Origin of the sequence: Vibrio sp. PID23_8 (genome assembly GCF_003584965.1) — a bacterium.
Lineage (GTDB): Bacteria > Pseudomonadota > Gammaproteobacteria > Enterobacterales > Vibrionaceae > Vibrio.
In genome coordinates, this window is record NZ_LIXE01000006.1 from 68,020 (window position 1) to 90,093 (window position 22,074).

At 42.6% G+C, this 22,074-nt stretch carries 22 protein-coding genes and 1 pseudogene; 15 read left to right on the plus strand and 8 right to left on the minus strand.

The features are described 5' to 3' along the window. Positions 1-22 precede the first annotated feature (22 nt). A complete protein-coding gene (locus AK966_RS12080) occupies positions 23-1,303 on the minus strand; it encodes a mechanosensitive ion channel family protein (protein ID WP_099078034.1) in 1,281 nt (426 codons plus the stop codon). Positions 1,304-1,567: 264 nt separating this feature from the next. Between AK966_RS12080 and AK966_RS12085 the strand changes: the two genes are divergently transcribed. After that, entirely contained in the window at positions 1,568-2,128 is a 561-nt protein-coding gene (locus AK966_RS12085; protein ID WP_099078033.1) for an HdeD family acid-resistance protein, read from the plus strand. 58 nt (positions 2,129-2,186) lie between these two features. On the opposite strand, the gene AK966_RS12090 is transcribed toward AK966_RS12085, so the two are convergent. Further along, complete coding sequence (locus AK966_RS12090; protein WP_119464230.1) at positions 2,187-3,062, minus strand: DMT family transporter; 876 nt, start codon at positions 3,060-3,062, stop codon at positions 2,187-2,189. Positions 3,063-3,181: 119 nt separating this feature from the next. Here AK966_RS12090 and AK966_RS12095 point away from each other — a divergent pair, with 119 nt between their 5' ends. From AK966_RS12095 to AK966_RS12120, 6 genes are all read left to right on the plus strand, one after another. Then, positions 3,182-3,664 carry a MarR family winged helix-turn-helix transcriptional regulator gene (locus AK966_RS12095; RefSeq protein WP_099078031.1) on the plus strand — a complete coding sequence of 161 codons (483 nt, stop codon included), beginning with the start codon at positions 3,182-3,184 and terminating at the stop codon, positions 3,662-3,664. A 192-nt stretch (positions 3,665-3,856) separates the two neighbouring features. Further along, positions 3,857-4,291, plus strand: coding sequence for a DUF962 domain-containing protein (locus tag AK966_RS12100; RefSeq protein WP_099078030.1), 435 nt, complete (start codon positions 3,857-3,859; stop codon positions 4,289-4,291). Positions 4,292-4,430: 139 nt separating this feature from the next. Beyond that, positions 4,431-4,760 carry a hypothetical protein gene (locus tag AK966_RS12105; RefSeq protein ID WP_099078029.1) on the plus strand — a complete coding sequence of 110 codons (330 nt, stop codon included), beginning with the start codon at positions 4,431-4,433 and terminating at the stop codon, positions 4,758-4,760. Positions 4,761-5,002: 242 nt separating this feature from the next. Continuing rightward, positions 5,003-9,379 carry an SslE/AcfD family lipoprotein zinc metalloprotease gene (locus tag AK966_RS12110; protein ID WP_119464231.1) on the plus strand — a complete coding sequence of 1,459 codons (4,377 nt, stop codon included), beginning with the start codon at positions 5,003-5,005 and terminating at the stop codon, positions 9,377-9,379. A gap of 100 nt (positions 9,380-9,479) precedes the next feature. Continuing rightward, complete coding sequence (locus AK966_RS12115) at positions 9,480-9,869, plus strand: ATP-binding protein (RefSeq protein ID WP_099078027.1); 390 nt, start codon at positions 9,480-9,482, stop codon at positions 9,867-9,869. A gap of 144 nt (positions 9,870-10,013) precedes the next feature. Beyond that, positions 10,014-10,856, plus strand: coding sequence for a DNA ligase (locus tag AK966_RS12120; protein ID WP_119464271.1), 843 nt, complete (start codon positions 10,014-10,016; stop codon positions 10,854-10,856). 8 nt (positions 10,857-10,864) lie between these two features. Here the strand turns inward: AK966_RS12120 and AK966_RS12125 are convergent, their stop codons facing one another. Beyond that, the gene (locus tag AK966_RS12125; protein WP_253252647.1) at positions 10,865-11,866 is read right to left on the minus strand and encodes a DUF3080 domain-containing protein; all 1,002 of its coding nucleotides are present in this window, start codon (positions 11,864-11,866) and stop codon (positions 10,865-10,867) included. Between the two features lie 100 nt (positions 11,867-11,966). After that, positions 11,967-13,337 (minus strand): MATE family efflux transporter, encoded by a 1,371-nt coding sequence (locus AK966_RS12130; protein WP_099078026.1) that lies wholly within the window; start codon positions 13,335-13,337, stop codon positions 11,967-11,969. Positions 13,338-13,611: 274 nt separating this feature from the next. On the opposite strand from AK966_RS12130, the gene AK966_RS12135 reads away from it, so the two are divergent. Further along, entirely contained in the window at positions 13,612-14,223 is a 612-nt protein-coding gene (locus AK966_RS12135; RefSeq protein ID WP_099078025.1) for a riboflavin synthase subunit alpha, read from the plus strand. Between the two features lie 221 nt (positions 14,224-14,444). Here the strand turns inward: AK966_RS12135 and AK966_RS12140 are convergent, their stop codons facing one another. Further along, a complete protein-coding gene (locus tag AK966_RS12140) occupies positions 14,445-14,639 on the minus strand; it encodes a CPXCG motif-containing cysteine-rich protein (RefSeq protein WP_099078024.1) in 195 nt (64 codons plus the stop codon). 248 nt (positions 14,640-14,887) lie between these two features. Next, complete coding sequence (locus tag AK966_RS12145) at positions 14,888-15,754, minus strand: fructosamine kinase family protein (protein WP_099078023.1); 867 nt, start codon at positions 15,752-15,754, stop codon at positions 14,888-14,890. A gap of 225 nt (positions 15,755-15,979) precedes the next feature. On the opposite strand from AK966_RS12145, the pseudogene AK966_RS12150 reads away from it, so the two are divergent. Further along, positions 15,980-17,102 (plus strand): annotated as a pseudogene (locus tag AK966_RS12150) (diguanylate cyclase). A 140-nt stretch (positions 17,103-17,242) separates the two neighbouring features. Continuing rightward, positions 17,243-17,587 (plus strand): DUF3802 family protein, encoded by a 345-nt coding sequence (locus tag AK966_RS12160; protein ID WP_099078021.1) that lies wholly within the window; start codon positions 17,243-17,245, stop codon positions 17,585-17,587. A 66-nt stretch (positions 17,588-17,653) separates the two neighbouring features. Here the strand turns inward: AK966_RS12160 and AK966_RS12165 are convergent, their stop codons facing one another. Then, positions 17,654-18,139, minus strand: a complete 486-nt coding sequence (locus AK966_RS12165; protein WP_119464272.1) for a C40 family peptidase — start codon at positions 18,137-18,139, stop codon at positions 17,654-17,656. 397 nt (positions 18,140-18,536) lie between these two features. Here AK966_RS12165 and AK966_RS12175 point away from each other — a divergent pair, with 397 nt between their 5' ends. The 4 genes from AK966_RS12175 (at position 18,537) to AK966_RS12190 (ending at position 20,292) form a co-directional block, all read left to right on the plus strand. Further along, on the plus strand, positions 18,537-18,953 hold the full coding sequence (locus AK966_RS12175) for an NUDIX domain-containing protein (protein WP_099078019.1): 417 nt from the start codon (positions 18,537-18,539) through the stop codon (positions 18,951-18,953). After that, entirely contained in the window at positions 18,950-19,219 is a 270-nt protein-coding gene (locus tag AK966_RS12180) for a hypothetical protein (RefSeq protein ID WP_119464234.1), read from the plus strand. Before AK966_RS12175 ends, AK966_RS12180 begins: the two co-directional genes overlap by 4 nt. A 442-nt stretch (positions 19,220-19,661) precedes the next feature. Next, complete coding sequence (locus AK966_RS12185; protein WP_119464235.1) at positions 19,662-20,042, plus strand: hypothetical protein; 381 nt, start codon at positions 19,662-19,664, stop codon at positions 20,040-20,042. Between the two features lie 28 nt (positions 20,043-20,070). Beyond that, positions 20,071-20,292, plus strand: coding sequence for a hypothetical protein (locus tag AK966_RS12190; RefSeq protein WP_099078016.1), 222 nt, complete (start codon positions 20,071-20,073; stop codon positions 20,290-20,292). An 81-nt stretch (positions 20,293-20,373) separates the two neighbouring features. Here the strand turns inward: AK966_RS12190 and AK966_RS12195 are convergent, their stop codons facing one another. Further along, on the minus strand, positions 20,374-21,174 hold the full coding sequence (locus AK966_RS12195; RefSeq protein ID WP_119464236.1) for a sterol desaturase family protein: 801 nt from the start codon (positions 21,172-21,174) through the stop codon (positions 20,374-20,376). 112 nt (positions 21,175-21,286) lie between these two features. On the opposite strand from AK966_RS12195, the gene AK966_RS12200 reads away from it, so the two are divergent. Further along, positions 21,287-22,042: a tRNA-uridine aminocarboxypropyltransferase gene (locus AK966_RS12200; protein ID WP_099078014.1), complete on the plus strand. Its 756-nt coding sequence runs from the start codon at positions 21,287-21,289 to the stop codon at positions 22,040-22,042. Positions 22,043-22,074: the final 32 nt, after the last annotated feature.

A 22,074-nucleotide genomic window follows, 5' to 3' on the forward strand; every position in this document is an offset into this window, starting at 1 on the left:
TATCTATCTCTTTTTTTTGTATTTACTGTGTCGTTTGAGCCACGTTAGACGCTGTCATTTGAACGGTGTCGTTGCTGGTGAGTCTTTGGTATGGACGCAGACCAAACAGGGGCATGATGGCGTATATATGGTCAAATAAATCTGCTTGTACGCCTTCGTAGTATGCCCAGTCGGTGTTGTTGCTGAATGCGTATATTTGAAGTGGAATGCCTTCCGGAGTTGGTTCCAGTTGGCGGACCATAAGCAGCATGTACTGATGGATATCCTTATTGGCCCGTAGATAAGCATTAATATAGGCGCGAAACATACCCAAATTGGTCAATTGCCGAATGTTACCAAACTCAGGCTCATCACCTAACTCGTCATTATATTCATTAATCTCTCGAGTTTTTTCATAAATATACTGACGTAAGATTCTGATACTTTTCAGCTTTTCAATCTCTTCATCTGATACAAATCGGATAGACGTCACGTCAATGTTCACTGAACGTTCGATTCGACGACCGCCAGAATCAGACATACCTTGCCAGTTGATAAACGCATTTTGTACCAGAGCATAGGCGGGAAGCATGCTGACCGTATTGTCGAAGTTTCTTACTTTTACTGTTGTCAGGGAGATTTCTTCTACTGTGCCGTTCGCTCTGTAAGCATCCATTTGGATCCAGTCATTTAAGCTGATCATTCGGTTAGCGGACAGTTGAATGCCTGCGACAAACCCAAGAATAGTATCTTTGAAAACCAGCATCACAAAGCCGGTTGCGACACCTAAACCAGATAAGAAGATAACAGGCGATTCGTTGGCCAGTATTGACAAAGAAACCACACTGCCAACAAAGAAAGTAAACAGTTTTATGAGTTGAACAAAGCTCTTGATGGGCATTCGTCTGGTGATGCCTTTAAAGGTCGCAATGTCATTGAGGGCATCGAGAAGAGCAAAAATCATCCAAATAAAGATGACTATTATAGAGATACTTAAGATGCGATCGAGCAGATCAGCAAGCCAATCATAGTGTCCAACCGCGAGGGGTATAAATAGGTCCAAGACCATAATGGGGGTCAACAATGATAGTTTTTCCAATACATCGTATTTCTCAAGGCTTTTGGCAAGGGGCTTATTTGTTCTTTGAAGGACGTTGTTAACTGAACGAACAATTAAGTGATGTACTAATAAGTAGCTTATCGCTGCGGCGGTGAGGCTACCCAGAATGAAAACCGTGGTGAGTTCAATGCCATAAGGATCGCTGTTGATACCGACGATACTCAGTTTTTTTGCGATATAAGTACGAATGTGATGATCGAGCAAATTGTGATCCTCAAAGTGGAGCCTAAAGATTGGGATATAGGCTGAAAACCATAGAAAAGCTGTTAATCCTAAGCTGAGTTTATCGGTATTGCACTGGTTTAATCTTATGTTCTTGAATCATATTATTCAAAAATAGCGTATAGGAGAACCTGTGGTACAGGATTACCATTCAATTATGCGAGAACTCTGTTAAGTCTGTGAACCATAGGTGTTTTCTTGGGCTAGACTAAACAAGCGACTCGCGTTTAATTGAAGAGGCATCCTATGGAAAATTCGAATCAAACACAGCAACCTACGTTTTTATCTAAAGGCTGGAAATATTTTGTCATCGTCGGCGTAATTATTTCGCTAATGGGGGTCGGAGCGATGAGCTTGCCTGTAGTGGCGGGCATGACGATTTCAACCATTGTTGGGGCGGTTCTTTTTCTTAGTGGTCTAGTTCAGGCGTATCACACTTTTTCCATTAATGTATGGAAAGAGAAGCTCTGGTATGTATTGAGTGCGTTGCTTTACATTGTGGGTGGTTTATTCATTTTGTTTAAACCACTCGCAGGCTTAGTCACAATTACCATGTTGATGGTGATTGTGATGATATTGAATGGTCTTACTCGCGTGTTCTTTGGTTTAACTAACCGAGGATTACCAAGTAGCAATGTGATTGTATTCAGTGGGGTAATTTCGGTGCTTATTGGTAGCTACTTCTTTATGCTGTTAGATGATCCTGCATTTTCAACGACGTTGTTAGGCGTTTTTGTTGGCGTATCTCTGTTGATTGAAGGCATTAGCTTTATTTTAATAGGATGGCAAATGAAAAAATTGTCATAGCATCGTATTGATGCCGATAAAAAACGCTCATTAATCAATGAGCGTTTTTTTCAGGTTATTACGCGCAGCGCTGTTTTATTGATATGGCTAATTGAGGTGTCAACGACATCACGATCATTCCAGCCATTAGGCCATATTGCAGTGAGGTGAAGCTTTCCCCAAGGAGTAATAAACCTGATACGATACCCGCGATAGGGTTGGCAATACCACCAAAGGTGAAGTCGACAACGGACATGCGCTGAAGTAACCAAACGTACATTCCGTAGCCTAATGCAGTATTGAGTATGATAACCCACATTAAGCCGAGCATATTCGTTATGGATGTGTTTTGAACAGCATGAAGGTACGGTTCTGGATTGAAGCTCGCCAAAAGGCCTGCCACCATCGAAAGGATGATGCCGCCGAAAATTAATTGCCAGGTCAGAACGGTCCACCAATGTATTCTTGTTCCTAAAGATTTAGTTACGCTGCTACCAATAACAATGCACATGATGGCTGAGAGCATCGCGAATAGACCAACAGGGTTAAGAGTGATGGAGCTAGGATCAAACAAGAACCACGCTAAGGCGATTAATGCCGCGCCGCTGCGGACTTGGATTGGACTAGGCTGTCGTTTGTAAATTACCCAACCAAATATCATGGCAAATACAGGCACCGAGACCATACCAACGCCAGAGATTGCTGAAGGAAGTGTCAACGCCATGACGAAAATAAGACTAAAGAAGAGGGCGATGTTGATCACACCTAAGACAAGCAAGATGGCCCAATCTTGTTTTTTTGGTAGCGATGGTTTTACCGCTAATAGTAATAGGCCCGCAGGCAAGGCACGTAGGGCGCCCAGCAATACGGGCGGCCAGTCTGGCAAAGTAAATTGTGTTACAGCGTAGGTGGTGCCCCAAAAAAATGCCGGAATCATAGCGAGTAAAACGTTCATAATAAATATCTTTACGTAGAGATAATTATTTATAAAGGTACGCCTCTGATTGGTCCTTGTAAAGAATCTTTATGTTAAGGTAAATTGAATAGTCAGGTTGTCATTGGAGAATGAGGGTAATGGACGCAATTGATAGAGTTGTCATGCAATGGGCAAAAGAGAAACCTGAGTTAGACACTGAGCCCATGGCGATCATGGGGCGGTTGATGAGAATTGCCAAGCATATGGAAACTCAAGTGGCTGAGCTACACAAAGGCCATGGTCTCAAGATGGGGGAGTTTGATGTACTGGCAACATTGCGACGCAGTGGTGAGCCATATCGGCTGACACCCTCGGAGTTGATCGTTTCAATGATGCTGACTTCGGGTGCGATGACCAATCGCTTAGACAAACTTGAAACGAAAGGCTTGATCGCCAGGGAGCACAGCAAAGAAGATCGGCGCAGTGTGACAGTGAAATTGACGCCTATCGGATTTGCGCTTATCGATATGCTTATCGAAGAACACCTTAAAGTACAGCATCATTTGATGGGCAAACTATCAGATGACGAGAAAAGACAGATTAACTTGGCGTTAAAGCTTTTGTTGCCCCAGTTTGAATAATTGCTGCCTGTTTAAGTCACCCATCCATGGCTAAAGGGGGCCGCTATTTCTTTACTTATCAAAAAAAATGGAACGCATTTCTTCGGTATATCAATAAGATAGTTTGTCCTCAGTCACAATAAGTGAGTAAAAATTCGCACCTTAGACCTGTACGAGCTATATAAATGTTATCGAAATGTTTAGGTGTGAATTATGCAAGCTCTCTCATATTGGTTGAAAGCCTATGGTGAAAGTCATCAAAACCCGATAAATCAAAAAATTCACAAAGTTGCTGTACCGGGGATATTTCTCTCTGTTGTTGGTTTGATTTGGTCTATCCCTCAACTCTCATTGTTCGGATTTAGCTTAAACTGGGTCTGGGTCGCAGCAATTCCGGCATTAGTCTTCTATTTCCGGTTATCTATTAGCGTTTTCATATTGATGCTTGCTTACACTTTGGCTTGTATCGGCTTCATTTGGTCAATGGAAATTCTAAACTGGCCGGTGTTGCCGATCTCTATGCTGTTATTTGGCGTTTTGTGGATATTTCAGTTTGTTGGTCACAAAATTGAGGGTAAGAAGCCATCATTTTTTGAAGATGTACAATTTCTGTTGATTGGGCCAGTTTGGGTGTTCTTTAAACAGTAAAGAAGAGCCATTCAGTACTAAAAGAAGAGTTTCATTGATATCTCTCATTGGTTAGACAAGCAAGGCTTCTCAGTTGCCACTAAGATTAATAGAGTTCATGCCATGAACTTATAAATTTAGATTGCTAACGGAGGGAGGAATGTATAACCGCGAGCACAAATATTTATATTGGCGAGAAGAGCGCAAGAAAGGCAAATGGCATTATGTAATGAAGTCCTTCTTGATGATTTGTTGCGCTCTGCTCGTAGGTAAGGTTATCGGTCTGTTTGTCTTTGGAGAATTACATACAGTAAAAGATATTATTGAGCAGCTACCTGCAGATCTTTTGATTATGATGCTAGTGGGGTTTCCTATTAGTGTGATTGGATGGTATCACGAGGAGTCGAAGTTCTTCCGAGCATTGAGACGTCGCGATAAAAGGCTGAGAGCTAAGTTAGACAGTCGAAAGAGCAATAGCCATTCTTTGTAGAGGGGATCTAGTCTAAAGGCGAAGTTTCATTGATGAGTGCTCACCAGTACAAGGTTAATGTTTAGCATGACGTTATGAATACAAGCTTGTTAATTTATCGGTATCAGTGAAAGTGTATAAAGCTTTTCTGTCCTTACTTGTAACATATATGCAGTGATGGTAATAATAGAAATTTTTTATCAATCGATGTCGCGTTTGTTTTTAGAATAGAGGCTAATAAAAACAACAAATAATCGCCTTTAATGAAAAAAAATATAATCGCTCTTGCTATTGTCTCTTCCACTTTGGCGGGTTGTAATAATGATGACCCAATAAATTCGCTACCGGATATTATCCCTCCTACAGAAACTGTACCACCAACGGATATTATTCCCCCAGTCACTTACCTTGGAAAATTGACTGTGGATGGGCAGATTATTAAAGGTGAAGCGGTTTGTGATGGTCAACAATTGGTCGATGGCACTTTTGAAATTGGGCAAGGCCAAAACTTTAGCTGCACACTTGGTTCGGTGCTGCTTGGTGACTTTACTGCGCCATTCCCGAGTTCGACACGTACTGCAAGCTCATCAGATTTGGTTGAGAAATCATTCAACTTGGTAGAACAACATGGTGGCAACGTTACCAGAGTTTTGCAAGCTATTAACTCATGTAATGAGTCAAATACGATCTGTGTGACAGAGTTTGACTCTCTGGATATTCAAGATATCTATTTAACACTAGATAACGAACAAGCCGTAAACGACTTTATTGAACTTAGGAATGAGCAGAAAGAAAGCGAAGCGACGGACCAAGTAGATAAAGCACCTAGCTCACACGTCGATCCAGAGATAAAACCCTCAGAGACTGAGGGGGTAAGCCCTGATCTAGATGCAAGTTTTGTCTCTGCGAGCGCGGAAGAAACGTATGCGTATAAACCAAGTGTGGAAAACCAAGTATTAACAGAAAGTCGATTGACAGATGCGAATGGCAAGTCGTTAGCTGGTGTTAGTTTCTTCTCGGCCAATTCAAGGGGCGTTACCGCTTCAGACGGCTCATTTGAATACCTATGGGGTGATGACCTAACATTTGGTATCGATACATTTGAGTTTGGCTCAGTGAAAGGTAACAAAGTGAGCTACAAGATCACTGATGTTACTGAAAATGCAGTTGAAAAAAATAATATCCAGTCGTTACTTGAGCGCTATGGTCAAACTGATGATGATGCTTTGGTTATTAGCGACAACGTAACCACCGTTTTTGCTGAGTACCCCAACGTTATTAATGAACTGATTAATCTACGTTTGCCTAATGGTGGCATTATTGACGGTTCTGGCGGTATGACGCTGCCAGATGAGTTTGAAAGTCAGTTTGAATCTGGTCTGACAGCCATCATTGATGCAAAACTTAATCTTGGTGTAGGCACATATTCTCGAAAGTCTCGCGCAGTCTACTCAATGGACAGTGGCACATACGTGACTGACTCTCTGAAAGCGATGTTCAATAACGTAAAAACATTCCATGTTTTCCATGACAACCAAGGTGGTTATGGTGCGACAGGTTGGGTTCGCGGCAATCGCACGTTGAACATTTCTAACCGCGCATTCCCTGTCATGATGGATCGTAATGATGTAAATAAACTCATCCCTTTTGGTATGCGCCAAGTATGGACTCGCGAAGGTAAGCCTTACATCGCTGCGTATGAAGACAATGTCATGCAAGCCATCCCAACGGTTAACTCTGACACTGCTACATACGGACTTCCTTTTGTCGCTGCCGGTGAGATTGGCTTAGGTAAAGTCGTCTTTATGGGTAACTCAATGTACCCATCGATTCTGTCATGCCCGAGTAGTTACTGGGCAAACGGATGGAATGAAGTGCGAATCAATAACGTAAGTCAAGAATGTACCTCAGTTGTCACTGAACAAGATGCTCGTTCTGATAAGGGGGACATGCAACGCTACTTTACTAACCTATTCAATTGGTTTAGTCCGGGTGGTGGTCACAACGTCGCAACGAACATCGAACAAGGTGTATTTGCGATGGCAAATAACGCTCCGGGCATGCGTTATGAGTTTTTTATCAATAAGTCTTATGGTTTAGGTAGTGAGATTAAAGTTGGCACTGGCGATTACTCATCTCTTGAACCATCAACGACGCCAATTCTGATTCTGCAAGCTTATGGTGTACAACGTACCAATAATGCTGCTGATTTAAGTGATCCGAACCTAACCCAAGAAGATATTACGGACCTAATTAATTATATTAATAAAGGCGGTAATGTCCTGTTTATGGATGGTATTGATGTAAATAACCCTGAGCCAATCGCAAGACTGGCAGATGCGGCAGGTGTTTCCATCGGTGGTCCAAATGTGGCCAACCTTTCTCAGAGTAATTGTGACCCTGGCATTAAATGGTGTAACAAATCGCCAAGATTAAACCAAAAACAAGAAAAAGAGATCGTCGTTTTACAACGATACGATAATTTGCCTGGAGGTAATCCGCCTTTCACTGTCAATGATGATGGTTCGGTAACATGGGCATCGGATACGGATATGGCTTCTACGCCGTTCCATGTTCCGCAATATGAAGTCATCGATAGCGATGGTAAGGTATCAAATCAATACGCACTCATTCGTGTAAACAACATTGAAGAGCGTGAAGCCGCAATTCGCGAGCTTCAAGAAGCCTTCGTAGGAACGCCTGTCTGTTCGAATGAATACGAGTACGAATTTAACTGTATTGAAGTACGGTCTGGCACAGGTATCGTTGAGCGCGCATACGGCCGACCTGATTTTGAGCGTGTACAGTTTGAAGTAAGCAGTATGGTAAAAGCGGCGAACCTAGGCACAAACGTGCAAGCGCTGGCAGATCATGAGCTTTACTACCGAACGGGTGGTAAGCAAGGTATACGTTTGCCAATTACCGAGTTAAATCAAACTTACGATAACTTATCAACTTGGTTATGGAACAACAACAATTACCGATTTGAACCAGATGCTCCACAAGATGAACTAGGATTTAAACGTCTTGTTCAGTTCATGAATTGCTACACCAATAATACTTTCGGTGGTAATGCAGAGTGCCCCGCTGATCTTAGAACGACATTAGTTGCTAACAACATGATTATTGGAGAGGGTGAATTAGAAGGATTTGTTAATCCAAGCTATCCACTTAACTACCAAGAGAAACCGCTAACACGCATCATGCTTGGTCGTTCGTTCTGGGATTATCGCGTTAAAGTCGATACAACAAGCTACCCAACTCGCCCTAATAGCAACGTGACAACGAGTGAAACAGTAAGCATTGATACAGATGGCGTCGGTGTTTCATTCTCTGCGGGTAATAATCAGTCTACTGGTATGTGGTTACCACAACATGAGATTGGTTCAGTATCGGGTGACACGCCAGCTATGATCACTGTCATGTTTGCCGATGATCTTACGGGTCGTGCGCAGCATGAAACTAACCTAAATCGCCCACCTCGTATGACTAAAACCTTTAATCATACCGGGGGAACAACGCCTATCGACACGCCATATGGCGGGTTAGTTTACATTCAGCCGCTCGAATCAAATGGGGTTGTGCAATACCGCTTAAACGGTGTTATCAAAGCGCCATTATACAAAGAGGGTCTATGGGTTACTGAGCCATCTCAATCAAGCGTGAAAATCGCTGAAATCGATACAGGTTCATTTATTTACACGACTCATGTCAACAACGTCCAAGATGCGGACTTAGTGGCGTTCTCTGAAGAGATGAACCGCTTTGCAGATGCAGCAAGTGACTTCTATGGCCTTGATGAAGTGGTTGAGGGAGGGGCACATCGTCGTTTCACCTACGATGCGTTGAAAGGCTTCCGTCACCGTTTTGTGAATGATGTTCAGATCTCAATTGGTGCCGCGCACTCGGGCTACCCAGTAATGAGTAGTTTATTTAATGCTCAATCAACAACGATTCCAACTCAGGCGAAACATGATTGGCTGTTATGGCACGAAGTGGGTCATAACCTTGCTTCTGCACCATTTAGTGCCCCGGGCAGTACCGAAGTAACAAACAACCTGTTGGCGTTGTATATGCAGGAGCTTGAAGGCCGTAACGAAAACCCACGTATGGACCGTATTATTTTTGATATTCAGAAAGCGCCATTATGGCTAGCAAGTAATCCAGAGCACGCATGGGCTAACGGTGATGCTGGCATGCGTTTGGTGATGTTCGGTCAGCTTAAACTTTGGGCGAAAGCGCACTTTAAGATTGATGATTGGTACACAAACGCAAAAGTGAAACCAAGCATTTACGGCACTGATGAAGGCTGGAATATGTTCAAGCTGATGCATCGTAAAGCTCGTGGTGACGCCCAAGGTGACAATGATGGTATCAACTACTGTAGCTCACAGGAAACGGGCTTATCTAATGGTGATCTGATGATGGTGTGTAGTTCTTATGTATCTGACTACGATCTACGAGATTTCTTTACGACTTGGAACGTAGGCGAAACTTCTGCCACTACGCCAGATGGAACGAAGGTCTACAGCGGTGGCATCAGCGATAAGGCAATAGGCGTATTGGATAGTCTTAAGTTGAGCAAGCCAGAGAATAGCCCCTTAAAGGTTGATTCATTAAACTACGGCTCGATCAATTAACCTAAATCCCTTAACCTCGGTTGAGGGATTTTTCTTTTTCTGGCAGCTTTAACCGCAAAATTACGTTAAGGTTCAGCAATCACAATTCCATGGTCCAATCATGACTCACGCACAACTCATTCTGATAAGGGGCCTTCCGGGGTCCGGAAAAACCACATTAGCCAGACAGTTGTCACTGCGTCTTAATGCGAAACATTTTGAGGCGGACATGTACTTTGAAAATGAGCAAGGAGAGTACCTTTTTGATGGGACTAAGCTTAGAGAGGCGCATGAATGGTGTTTTCAACAAACGAAGAAGTGGCTAAACAAACACAAGACTGTGATTGTAAGCAACACGTTTGTCCGGCACTGGGAAATGAGGCCATATATTGAGTTTTGCGAGCAGAAAGGCGTCGTAGTTGAAATAAGAGTCTGTCGTGGTGAGTTTGCTAGCGTTCATAATGTACCAGAAGAGACTATTGAAAATATGCGCCGCCGGTGGCAGGCATAAATGCTACATCTATCGAATAAATATGATAATGATTTCTAATAATTGCGCTCTATGGTTGCGATAGGTCGTATCGTTGCAATGAACGGTAGTTATGAGGGGGAAATTGCGTTTCAATGGTGTTGTTTTTTTGAACAGAGCAATATTATGCCAATAAGAATGACATTCATAGCGTTAGCAGTACTGACTTCTGTCCAACCACAGGCTGAGTCACAGCTACTTCCTCCCGTATCTTTAGCTGAGAGTTATCATGAAGGAATCGATGTTGCTCAGTATTGGTATAGTGAAAAGCTTGATGGTATAAGGGCCTATTGGACGGGGAAGCAATTGGTCACTCGTAATGGTAATCGTATCTATACGCCAGATTGGTTCACTGAAGTGCTACCAGATTACCCGCTTGATGGCGAGTTGTGGGCAGGGCGCGGCAACTTTCATGTAGTACAGCAAACGGTTCTCGATAAAAAGCCAATAGACGCGGCATGGCGGGAAATTGACTTTATGCTATTCGACATGCCTTATTCTGCAGGGGACTATCGAAAGCGTTACTACAATATTCAGGATCTTGTTTTTACTATTGGGGCTTCACATATAAAGTACATTGAACACAGAGCCATTCGTGATGAGCAGCAGCTGTACTATCAACTAGATCGGATATCTCAGTCAGACGGTGAAGGCGTGATGTTACGCAAGGTCTCGAGCCGTTATCAGGCGGGAAGGGGCAGTGACCTACTTAAGCTTAAGCGTTATCAGGACGCAGAAGCTCAAGTTATTGGGTATAAGCCAGGAACGGGGCGACTACTTGGCATGATGGGCGCAATGTTAGTCAAGCTTTCCGATGGAACAGAGTTCTACATTGGCAGCGGCTTTTCTGATGAAGTGCGTAAACAACCCCCTGAAATTGGTTCAACGATAACGTTCCGGCACAACGGTTTTACCCATACAGGAAAACCGAAGTTTGCTCGTTTTTTGCGAGGTCGAATTAACCACTAGACTCAATACTACCGGTCTCCAATCCTGACTCCGCAGCGTTTGAACAATTGCTGCCAAAACTGCACATGCTCAAGCGTCTGGTTACGAAATTCTTGATGCATCGAAGTCATCCCATAGTCATGGCCGTGCGCTTTCATCCTTACTTCGACTAATCGAATACCACTATCGAGTTGTTGGTAGGTACTGTCCAGATAAGCCATGTAAGGTTGAACTTGCTTCACGTAAACGCTTTGAAATACGTTCCTTAAATAGCGAAGTGTTGTGGTGTCACGATTCTTACCACAAACAATCTTGTCTTGATTTGTTTTGAGCATCTCGGTGGTTTGCTTTAGCCAAAGGGATACATTGGTCAAGGTATAGTAGAGTCGCCCTATCAAACGAGTCTTTTCTATCTCTTCTTGATAATTAACCAAAGCCACGTCCGGCAAGCGTGATACAACCATGGGGGGGGTTAGGTACATTTCCTCGAGCGTTAGAAAGGCGCTGCGTACAGATACTACTTGAGCTTTTGCATTGATAGAAAGCCATTGTGAAGCGGTTAACTGTTTGCGCATAGCATCACTCGTTAGTAAAAGATTGTCGAGGTGGGTTGGAAAGTGCTCCCATTTTTGAGTGTAAACATCATTGAGCTTAGATTGATCTTCTTTGCTTAATGCGTGATGGGTTAAACAACCATGAAGGGTACGTAGCAGCGAGGTTTGATAATCAAAGTCGTAAAAACTATCTTGTACTTTTCCGAGCGGAGAGTTTTTCTGAGCGATTAGGTTGAACAGGCCACACTGGCGCAGCTGATAGCTTTCAAGCAGACCGAGAGAAACTCGTGGTAGATCATGAAATAACACTCGTTTATCGGGAATCGTCACAGCAGCGGATTCTTCAATCGTAGAAGCTGAAACCTCTAAAACAGTAGCCAAGCGTTGGTGATATTTTTGAAATACGGCCTTTTCTGGGGTTAACCATTCACTGCAGCCACTAAGCAAGATGATCGAAAATAGAGGTAATATTCTCACAGCATTTCCTTTTAAATCACTTTATAAGTATACCCAACAACCTCGTCTTGCGATCAAAAAAGCCAGCAGATGCTGGCTTTGGATAAATATTGTCTATTCTCTATTGCTGCGAGAAGTTCAGTTGTACTTGTGGTTCTTGATGATGCATCCAACGTAAACGGACACCAAGCAAGATTGCGGCAGAAGTTAGGCCAATAATAAATCCTAGCCAAAAACCCTGTGCACCCATCGGCTCAACAATCCAATTAGTACGACCGAGGATATAACCCATAGGTAAACCAAGGATCCAATACGCAATAAACGTACGATTGAAAATCGCCCGCATGTCTTTGTAACCGCGAAGTGCGCCTGCTGCAACGACTTGTACAGCATCTGTACATTGATAAATAGCAGCTAGGATAAACAACTGCATTGCAAGGGTAATTACTTCTGCATTGTTCGTGTATAGCTTCGCAATTGACTCACTGAAAGCGACCGTGATAAATGCTGTCATAAACGACAAGCAGATGCCGACCATAATACCAACGCGAGAGGCAACACGAGCCCCGTCCACATTATTTTCACCTAGGCGGTGACCAACACGAATACTGACTGCCGCACCAATACTCATCGGTAGCATGAACACAAGTGATGAGAAGTTAATGGCAACTTGGTGTGCAGCCACAACAATTGAACCGAGCGGTGAAACCAATAGTGCAACCACGGCGAACAGTGTTACCTCAAAGAAGAGTGCAGCCGCAACCGGAAAGCCAAGTTTAAAGAGACGAATTTGAGCTTTTAGCTGTGGTTTATGGAACTCACCGAAAAGGTTAATGCTTTTTAGACGTGTAGATGTGCACACATATAGCAGCAATAAACCCAACATCACCCAGTAGACGATAGCGGTCGCGATACCACAACCGACGCCGCCGAGAGCTGGTGCGCCAAACTTACCGTACACGAAAATCCAGTTTAGCGGGATGTTAAGCAGTAGACCAATGAAGCCAATCACCATGGCCGGTTTGGTTAAAGACATGCCATCCGTGAGGCTTCGCAACGTCTGGAAGAGTAAGAACGCTGGAACAGCAAACATAACAGCATGGATATAACCGATAGTTTTCTCTGCCATCACCGCTTCAACGTCCATGATCTGCAGAATAAATTGAGTCTGAAATAACACACCCAAAATAGGCACGCAGATCAAAAGCGCAAGTACCACACCTTGCTGAATTTCAAATGGGATTTGATCTCGGCGACCGGAGCCGTTCAATTGGGCAACAATCGGTACGAGCGCCATTAGTAGTCCAATACCAAATAAAATGGATGGTAACCAAATGCTGGACGCAACAGAAACGGCAGCCATATCAGTTGCGCTCACACCGCCAGCCATGACGGTATCAACAAAACCCATGCCTGTTTGTGCGACAGAAGCGATCAACACAGGGGTTGCTAGCTTAATTAGGCTTGACGCCTCTTCTTTGTAGCGATGCACGAAATACTCCGGAGTGGAACAAAAAATGGATAGGGAATGGTTATAGTGGAGCGTTCGGGGGCAAAAGAAGTAATGATTAAATCGGATGGTTGATTTTAGCCACGATAAGGTGAAAAAATGCCCCGGAGAAACTCCGCGGCGATGATAAACAATTGTATGCTTAGATACCATACCTTCAGTACAAGGATTAATGATTAATTTGTCGTCATTAATCACTTAAGTTAGGGGGGATATATTTAGGTTATCAGTCGCATCAGATGAATAGGTAAGAGCAATGTTTACAGGAATAGTTCAAGGTACAGCGAAAGTCGTTAAAATCGATAAAAAAGAACGTTTTCAAACTCATATTATAGAATTGCAGGGCGCATTAGCAGAGGGACTAGAGATAGGTGCGTCCGTAGCCCACAACGGTTGCTGCTTAACCGTGACCAAAATTGAAGGCTCGCAAGTTAGTTTTGACTTGATGCAAGCGACCTTATCTCTCACTAACCTTGGCGAATTGGAAGAAGGGGGTCGGGTAAACGTTGAGCGTGCCGCCAAGTTTGGTGATGAAATCGGTGGTCATAGTATGTCTGGTCATATAAGTTTAATGGCTGAAATGGTGGATATTATCGACACCCCTAATAACCGTACTATTTGGTTTGAATTACCTTTAACATCGATGAAATACGTGCTCGCTAAAGGCTACATAGGGATTGACGGTTGCTCACTGACTATCGGCGAAGTAGAAGCGAATCGCTTTTCGGTACACTTGATACCAGAAACGTTGCAAAGAACGCTATTTGGGGCTCGTCAAATAGGTGAGAAAGTAAATATTGAATTCGATCCTCAAACGCAAGCGATCGTTGATACAGTAGAGCGTGTCTTGGCAGCCAAGCAGTTATAGCACAAATCTACATCATTGGGATTCGGGTTCTTGGGTAGTTAGACATCTATACCCCCGGTACCCTCGAGATGCTTGATTCAGCGATAATGACTTGCGTTGAAGGCGAGGCAACAATTTGAAGATCTAGTGGCAATTGTTAACGACGCATGCGAACCGGAAATTGAGATCGACAAAGGAGCCTCGACGGCTCCTATTGTCATTTATGGTAAGTTTGTCATTTGCTACTCATAGTTATCATCGATGAACAACTCCACCTTTTCATGTAGCTCATCGACCTTCATATTGAGATGAATGGCGTGGCAGCAAGCTGGGCAGTCATCATAAAACTCTTGATCCCCGTTACTTGCATCTAACGTGATGCCAATTGAGTGCCCACAATGGGGGCATTTGACATGTCTTTCAGTATAATTTTGCATACAAAAACTCCTCGTATAGCAGGGCTTTATTCTCTGTTGGTTATATATTGTCGCCCTTGATCACTCGCTTTCCTCCACAGTAGAAGAGACAACGTAAGCCAAGTTATTTAGAATTTTAGGTGGAGTTGTTGCTAATTGAGTCGAAATAAGTACAAAACTTGACCCTAGACTCACGTTGAGTCTAGGGAGTGTGGTTGGAGATGATGTTCGTCTAAAATTTACATTTGGTCATAATTTTACGTCAAAAATCAATAAGACATAATATTACTAATGGATGACTGAGCTTGTTCCAAGTAATGCCCACCAAAGAGGTTGCAGTGATTGAGTATATGGTAAAGATTATAGATGTCTTTACGTTCTTCATAGCCGAGAGGGAGTGGGGTAACGGATTCATACCCTTGGTAAAATTCAGGAAGAAATCCACCAAATAACTCTGTCATAGCGATATCGCATTCACGATCTCCCCAGTAGCAAGCAGGGTCAAAGCAGATTGGATCAAAAGGCGTTAAAGCGACATTGCCATTCCACAAATCGCCATGCAACAAAGAGGGCTCGGGAGCATGATTGGCGAGATGCAGTTTTACAACGTTAATAAAGTCATCAATATCAACTAAGGTAATGCCTTTTTCTTTGAGAAGTTGAAGTTGCCAACCGATACGTTGCTCTGCAAAAAATACACACCATTTTTTGTGCCATTGATTCGGTTGAATGGTTGAACCAATATAATTATCGGTATCAAAACCAAACTCTTTCTGCTCTCCCCATAAATGAAGTTGCGCAAGTTGTTGACCGAATTTGTAGCTGTTTTTCGGATCTTCGAGAGGCTTGGTTGGGAGGTAATTAAGAATCAGAAAAGAGTGACTTTTGGTTTTGCCGACTAAGACCACTTCTGGAACAAATAGGGTAGAAGTTTTTCGCAGAAGATGAAGGCTTTCAGCCTCAACCTCAAACTTGGCTAAAAAGTCACGATCATTGATTTTAACGAAATAGCGTTGTGCACCATCATTGATCATGTAGCTCTCACTAATATCTCCCCCCGAAAGACGGACTTTCTCTTTAATTTGATATTCGAACAATAAAGTATCAGAAAGCTGCTGCGATATTGCTTGCCACATACAAAACCTCGTTAATCTATTTGACCAACAATAGTTTAGGATAAATGCCAACACATTGACGCGGACCTGAGCAAACTTCAGCAATAAAAAGAGACTTAATAGCAGTAAATGTATATAAATGTGAATTGCATCTCCTATAAGTTACTGATTTATAGGGTCAACCGATGAAACTGTCGAAATTCAGGGAGTATCATTATTTTTTTTGATTTTGGTTCCATTAACGGCATGAAAATACTGATTTGTGATGACTTTGCGGTAGCAAGAAAGTTGATATCACGCTCGTTCATGAAAGATGCATCTCTGCACTTATTGGCAGCGCAAGATGGAAGCGAAGCATTGTAAATTCTAACAGAGCAAAATATTGACGTTTTGTTCCTCGATTTGACGATGCCAGTCATGGGAGGCTTTGAGGTATTGAAGTCTCTCCCAGTCAGTCAGTATAAAACCAATGTCGTGATTGTTTCTGGGGATGTCCAGCAAGAAGCCAAACAGCGCAGTATTGAATTGGGAGCGTTCGATTTTATCGCCAAGCCTCTAACGAGGGCGCAAATTGTTTCATTGTAATAGCGCCTAGACTTACATTGCGCCCTCGAAGCGCCAGAACAGCCAAGCCTAAATGCCTCTGACGGCATTTCATCATTGGCAAAGTTTCGTGAAGTGGCCAATATTACTCTCGGTAAAGGAACATCAATTATGGCGGATCATTTACACGAGTTTATTCATTTACCTGTTCCTCATGTTGGCCCCTTAACTTACGGTGAACTCCACATGACGCTGGCTGATGTGATAGGCAGAGACCGTTCTGTTGCGGTCGCTCAACGATTTGTTGGTGGGGGAATACACGGTGAAGCTTTGGTGTATTTACGTGGAGAAGACATCAACCAAATAGGTAAACGCCTCGCATAATTACTTGAATTTGCAGCATATAATGAAATTGATCTTAATGTATCTAACCTATTGGTGTCTTCATTCTTAACATCGCTAGGTGTTCAGCTCGATAAATTATTTTCATTACGCCAGCCACATATTATCGACACATTGGCACCCTATGATGAAGCAAGAAGCACTGATGTATGTGGTCGATTTGGCGGAGAGGAATTTACCGTTCTTCTACCTAACACTAATGAAGAACAGGCGCTTCGCTTTGCCGAGGCGGTTAAGAGAAGCCATTGAAGAAGAAACAGTAAAAGTTGAGAAATTTTTGATCAATTGCACGATAAGTATTGGTGTTTGCGAATGTAAATCTCGTTTTGAAAACCACACCCAGTGGTTGAAATGTGCTGACGCTGCGCTATATAGGGCGAAAGAGAACGGGCGTAATGAGACTTGGCATCATAGGGTTGAATAAGACCTATTGGATAAAAATCATTCAGTTAAATGCCCGGCGTCTCTTAAAATGACATAAGTTAATGAAATTTTCTCTGCATGTTTTACTATTGAAACGATTTCGCTTTCATCTTCGAAGGCTTGCAAAAATGGAGAAAAGCAGTGGTTGTAGAGACTGATGGATATCTTGCTCTTATTGAGCACCTTTCACTCAATTTAGACATTTTTACTTCAGAGCTTGGTGATACTGGTACAGAAAGCATCGAAGATGTTGCGACAGACATGGTTGCCTCTAACATCATGGCGATTTTTGAGCAAAACCCCGAATTACACTCAAGTGTGCGCTTTAAATTGCTAAAAGAAGCGGATGCAGTGGTTGAAGATCTTGGTGAGGTGTTGGCTGGTGTTTGGGGCAAAAAAGCGACTAACGAACAAATCGCTTTTTTAGATGAGTATATCGCTTTAGTGAAGAACTTATTCGATACCGCCGTTGCGACTTACGACTAATTAGCGACTTCTGATCATAAAAGGGAAGAGTAATCCGATCTTATCCCTATTTCTTTTCGATAAGGGTTACATTGTAACTCTTCTTACTTGCCAAAATTTCGAGGCCCAGTAAGGGCTATCGATTCTCGAAATTATTACGCCTTTTGACGTAGAAGCGTGCATGAATTGCTTGTTCCCCAGATAGATGCCTACATGGTAAGTCGTTCTGTTTGTCTTAAAAAATACTAAATCACCTTGCTTAGCATCAGACCAACTCAGCTTGACGCCTTGTTTTGACTGCTGCTGCGTTGTTCTTGGCAATGACATTTGGTATGCCTCAATAAACGCTTTCTGTACGAATGCTGAGCAATCAATGCCCGATTTTTTTGTGCCGCCTAAGCGATAAGGTGTGCCGTACCATTCGTTGTAGAATTGGTATAAATCAGTGGTTTCAGATCGTAAATGCTGTTTAGATATCGATGTTGTCTGTTGCGCTTCTGAATTAGTCTCGGGTCCGGAAGAGCAAGCGGCCAGTAGCAGGCTAATAATTAAAGGAAAAAAACTGCGACGCATAACATTCACCTGCCTTCCTTTCGGCTTCTTAACGGAAATATTTGAGCAATAAATGTGTACAGCGAACCTCATGATAGTCTCTTTTGTTGGACTGTTAAAATGGCTATGCCGCTGGTATTCATTGCCTCAGGGTCTCAGTTTAAGATTTTTAACTATCGCCGCAATAGTTATTGCTTTTCCTGTCTTAAATTTCCAAACAATGATGCAAATCGAGTATGAATTTTCGTTATTTGGAATTCAATCACACTTCGCTATCGGATCTCTGACTTCTCGCGTCCAAATACGTAAATATATTGTTAACAACTTAATGCAAATAAGAGTGGCTCACATGTTTTAATGGTTGTAATTCAATCTCGAAAAGTTAAGTTCATATTACGCCAGTGGAAGGAATCGTTCGGTGATGAATAAAGTCTGTCCTATTGTTTTTCGGAATGAAAATCGCGAAATACTATTGTTTGAACATCCACTGGCTGGCGTGCAACTAGTAAAAGGAACGGTTGAGAAGTTTGATCAGGATTTACTGAGGGCTGCTAGGAGAGAGCTTGAGGAAGAGTCGGGGATCCGACAAGTGCTGGAATCGCGTTATTTATGTCAGTGGCAAAGCGACTTTCAAAACCAAACTTGGCATTTTGTATTGTGTATTTGTGGCGAATTACCTGAACAATGGCTGTTTCACACCCTTGATGATGGAGGGCACGACTTTGCATTCTTTTGGCACGATATAAACAAAGATATTTCATCAAAAGCTCATCCCGTCTTTCAAAGGGCATTGGTGAAAGTGAGACAAATGATTAGCCAAGGAGATCTAAAATGAGGCTCGAAGTTGGCGGAGACACAACTGCATCATCGCTCAAACGTCTGTCAAAAAATGACGTCAAAATGAACCTGTTTGCGCAGCAGTTACTGGAAGATGGTGCCGTTCATGTTTCTAGGCAAGCTGAAATCATCAAGGTAACGATCAAAACACCGTTTGAATTTGGCCTTTATTTTGGTGCGATACTTGACGAACTCATCCAAAAAATGAAGCAATGTGGATTATCGGTATGTCCAATTGAATTCACGCTATATCTGCGATTATAAGATCTTGCGCTCTGTCTAGGGGAGTACCTGGCTGTCGATTCCTCACCAATTTCAGAAGATGAAAGTTATCCGCGGGGTATCTATATCAGAAATCTAGAAGATGGTTTATGGTTAAGAGGGGTCCGAAGTTCGGTCGATTTTACTTTTCCTCCTTCAATGAACTTTGTATTTATCAATTCTTAATTCTAGAGGTTAGGCAACATGGGAGCCATTCAGTAACCACGTTCCAATTCATTTAAGAATCAGACGGTTTGAATGAGACGAATAGCTATAGCAAACACTATACTTATAGAAAAGGATAATGCGAAACGGATCAAAGCGTAAATTTCGAACACTTCACGTGTCGAATAAAAGCTTTCTTGCTCTCAAAAATACACATCAAATTATTAATATTTTGCCCATTTATATATGCTTTGCGCATTCATTAAGATAAGGAAGGGAAATGGATAAGTTCGTGGTGTTTCTCCTATGCCTTTACCTCACTTTCAGTGGTGTTATCCACATCTATGACAACATTATCGACGGTTTTTTACCTTATAACTTTGCTCCGGGCTGGTTGAACGCATATTGGAGTGCTTTAGGGCTATTTAGTTTACTGGCAGTGTACCTGTTGATTACACATCGCCGTTCAGGAATCGTATTAATGATCTATATTCTGCTTAGCAAAGTTGCTTTCAACTCGTATGCATACTACGTCCTTGATGTATTAGAAAGCAGTCGTCTTTTACAGTGGCAAACACTACTGCTTGGATTTTCAATTGGTGTGTCTATTTGGCTGTGGAATTCTCAAAAGGCCCGCCACTCTCGCCATATATTCCGCTAACACTGATATTTCTCAACAAGGATTCGTTATGAACAACGTTAAGGAGCTCATGAGTTTCGGAATTTTTTTGCAGCGCTTACTGGTTTCAGCTTTAGCGCTGTCTTTTTTTTGCATTGCGTTTCTGTATAAGTCAATAAGTCATCAACAAGACATTCGTATGACCACAATAGCGGCGATTATCTTCGGTATTGTTGGTTTATTTGTTGGCATAACACAGTCGAACAAGAAGCGTCAGTCAATAAGCGTTTAAAATCACATACCCGATAAAATATTCAAAAGTGGCCGATCATGACTTTCATGACGACCTTTTTCTTGTAAATCTGAGTTCAAGTCAATAACGAAACGGTTGAGTGATTAACTTATCCAAACGTTGTTCTTGATAATCACGAATTTCAGGCACGCCTATCACCATATTTTTATGCCCTAGCTCTGGCTGTGCGCGGTAAGTATTAAACCAGCGATCCCAAACGGACAGGAAAAATCCAAAATTCGAGTGAGTTTCTTTGACGATTATGGAGTGGTGTACGCGATGCATATCTGGTGTCACAACAAACTTACGGAGTATTGCGTCAATAGAAAGAGGCAGTTTAGCATTGCTGTGATTGAACATCGCACTTGCATTAAGTACGATCTCAAACACCACGATGGCAAAGGGTGAGACACCCATAGCAAACACAGCGGCGATTTTTACGATCATTGAAAGGATAATTTCAATCGGGTGGAAGCGCGTACTTGTTGTAACATCCACATCTAAATCTGCGTGATGCATGCGATGGAGTTTCCACAATGGCTTGAAGCGATGAAACGAGAGATGTTGAAGGTAAATGATCAGATCGAGCAACATAATTGCAATAAAGGTGGCTAGCCAATCGGGTAAAGCAAGCTGGTGTAATAAACCCCATTGTTTATCGTTGGCAATAATGGCAGCTTGAAACGCCACCATTGGCATGAGTAAAATAATGGTCGCGCTATTTAACGCAGCTAAAGAAAGGTTGTTGATCCAGCGAAACCAGCGCGGCACAGTGAGCACTCTTCTAGGCAGTTTGTTTTCCCAAATCGTACAAAGTAGTAACACCGCAATAAAGATGCTAAGCCTAAACCAAGATGGGGCATTAATCACGAGTTCTGTCATTGGTTACTCCCTGTATCATTGTCCGACTGATATTGGCTAAGTTCATTGCCTTGAGGTTGCTAGGGGATAGAAGTAGAATCGCGCTCTACTTTTTAACTGGCATTTTTCATTCATGAGAATTCACGCTTTCCATCGTTTATACCAGTACCGTCAATCTATCTCAACAAAGCCGTTCAACGCTCGTGGTTGTAAAGTGGTTCGCTGCCCATATTGTCAGGTTTCTGAGTCATTTTGTTTGTGCGATATTCAACCGAACATCGAATCTAATATCGCGTGTATGCTGATTGTATCGGAAAACGAAGTGTTCAAGCCAAGTAATACGGGCCGTCTTATTGCTGATACGATTCAAGAGACCTACGTGTATCAATGGAATCGTACGGAACCTTCTCAAGAAATGCTGGCGCTACTAAAGAACGACGCTTATCAACCTGTCGTTGTTTTCCCAGCAGACTATGTGGATGAACCCGAGCGTTTATTGGACGGTTTGAATCCAGAGCGTCTTAAGGTATCCGATGGCTCGGACAAAAAATGGTTGTTGATCTTCATCGATGGCAGTTGGCGCGAAGCGCGTAAGATCTTCCGCCGCTCAGAGTTTCTTAAATCTTTGCCTGTGCTTTCTATTGAGCCGGAATCACTGTCTGAATACATTATGCGTCGCTCAGACAATGAGCAGCATCTATCTACGGCAGAAGTGGCGACGTTAGTATTCAAACAAGCGGGAGAAGAGCAAGCTTCAGAGTGTTTGCAATTGTGGTTTGAAGCCTTCCGTGAAACCTACATGCTGACGAAAACACGCATCAAAACCGATCACACAAGACCACAGCTGAAACGTTTCAAGGAATGGGCGAAAATCGAGAGCTCACTCTAAGGAATGATCTTTTGTTGGTGGCTTGTTGTGCA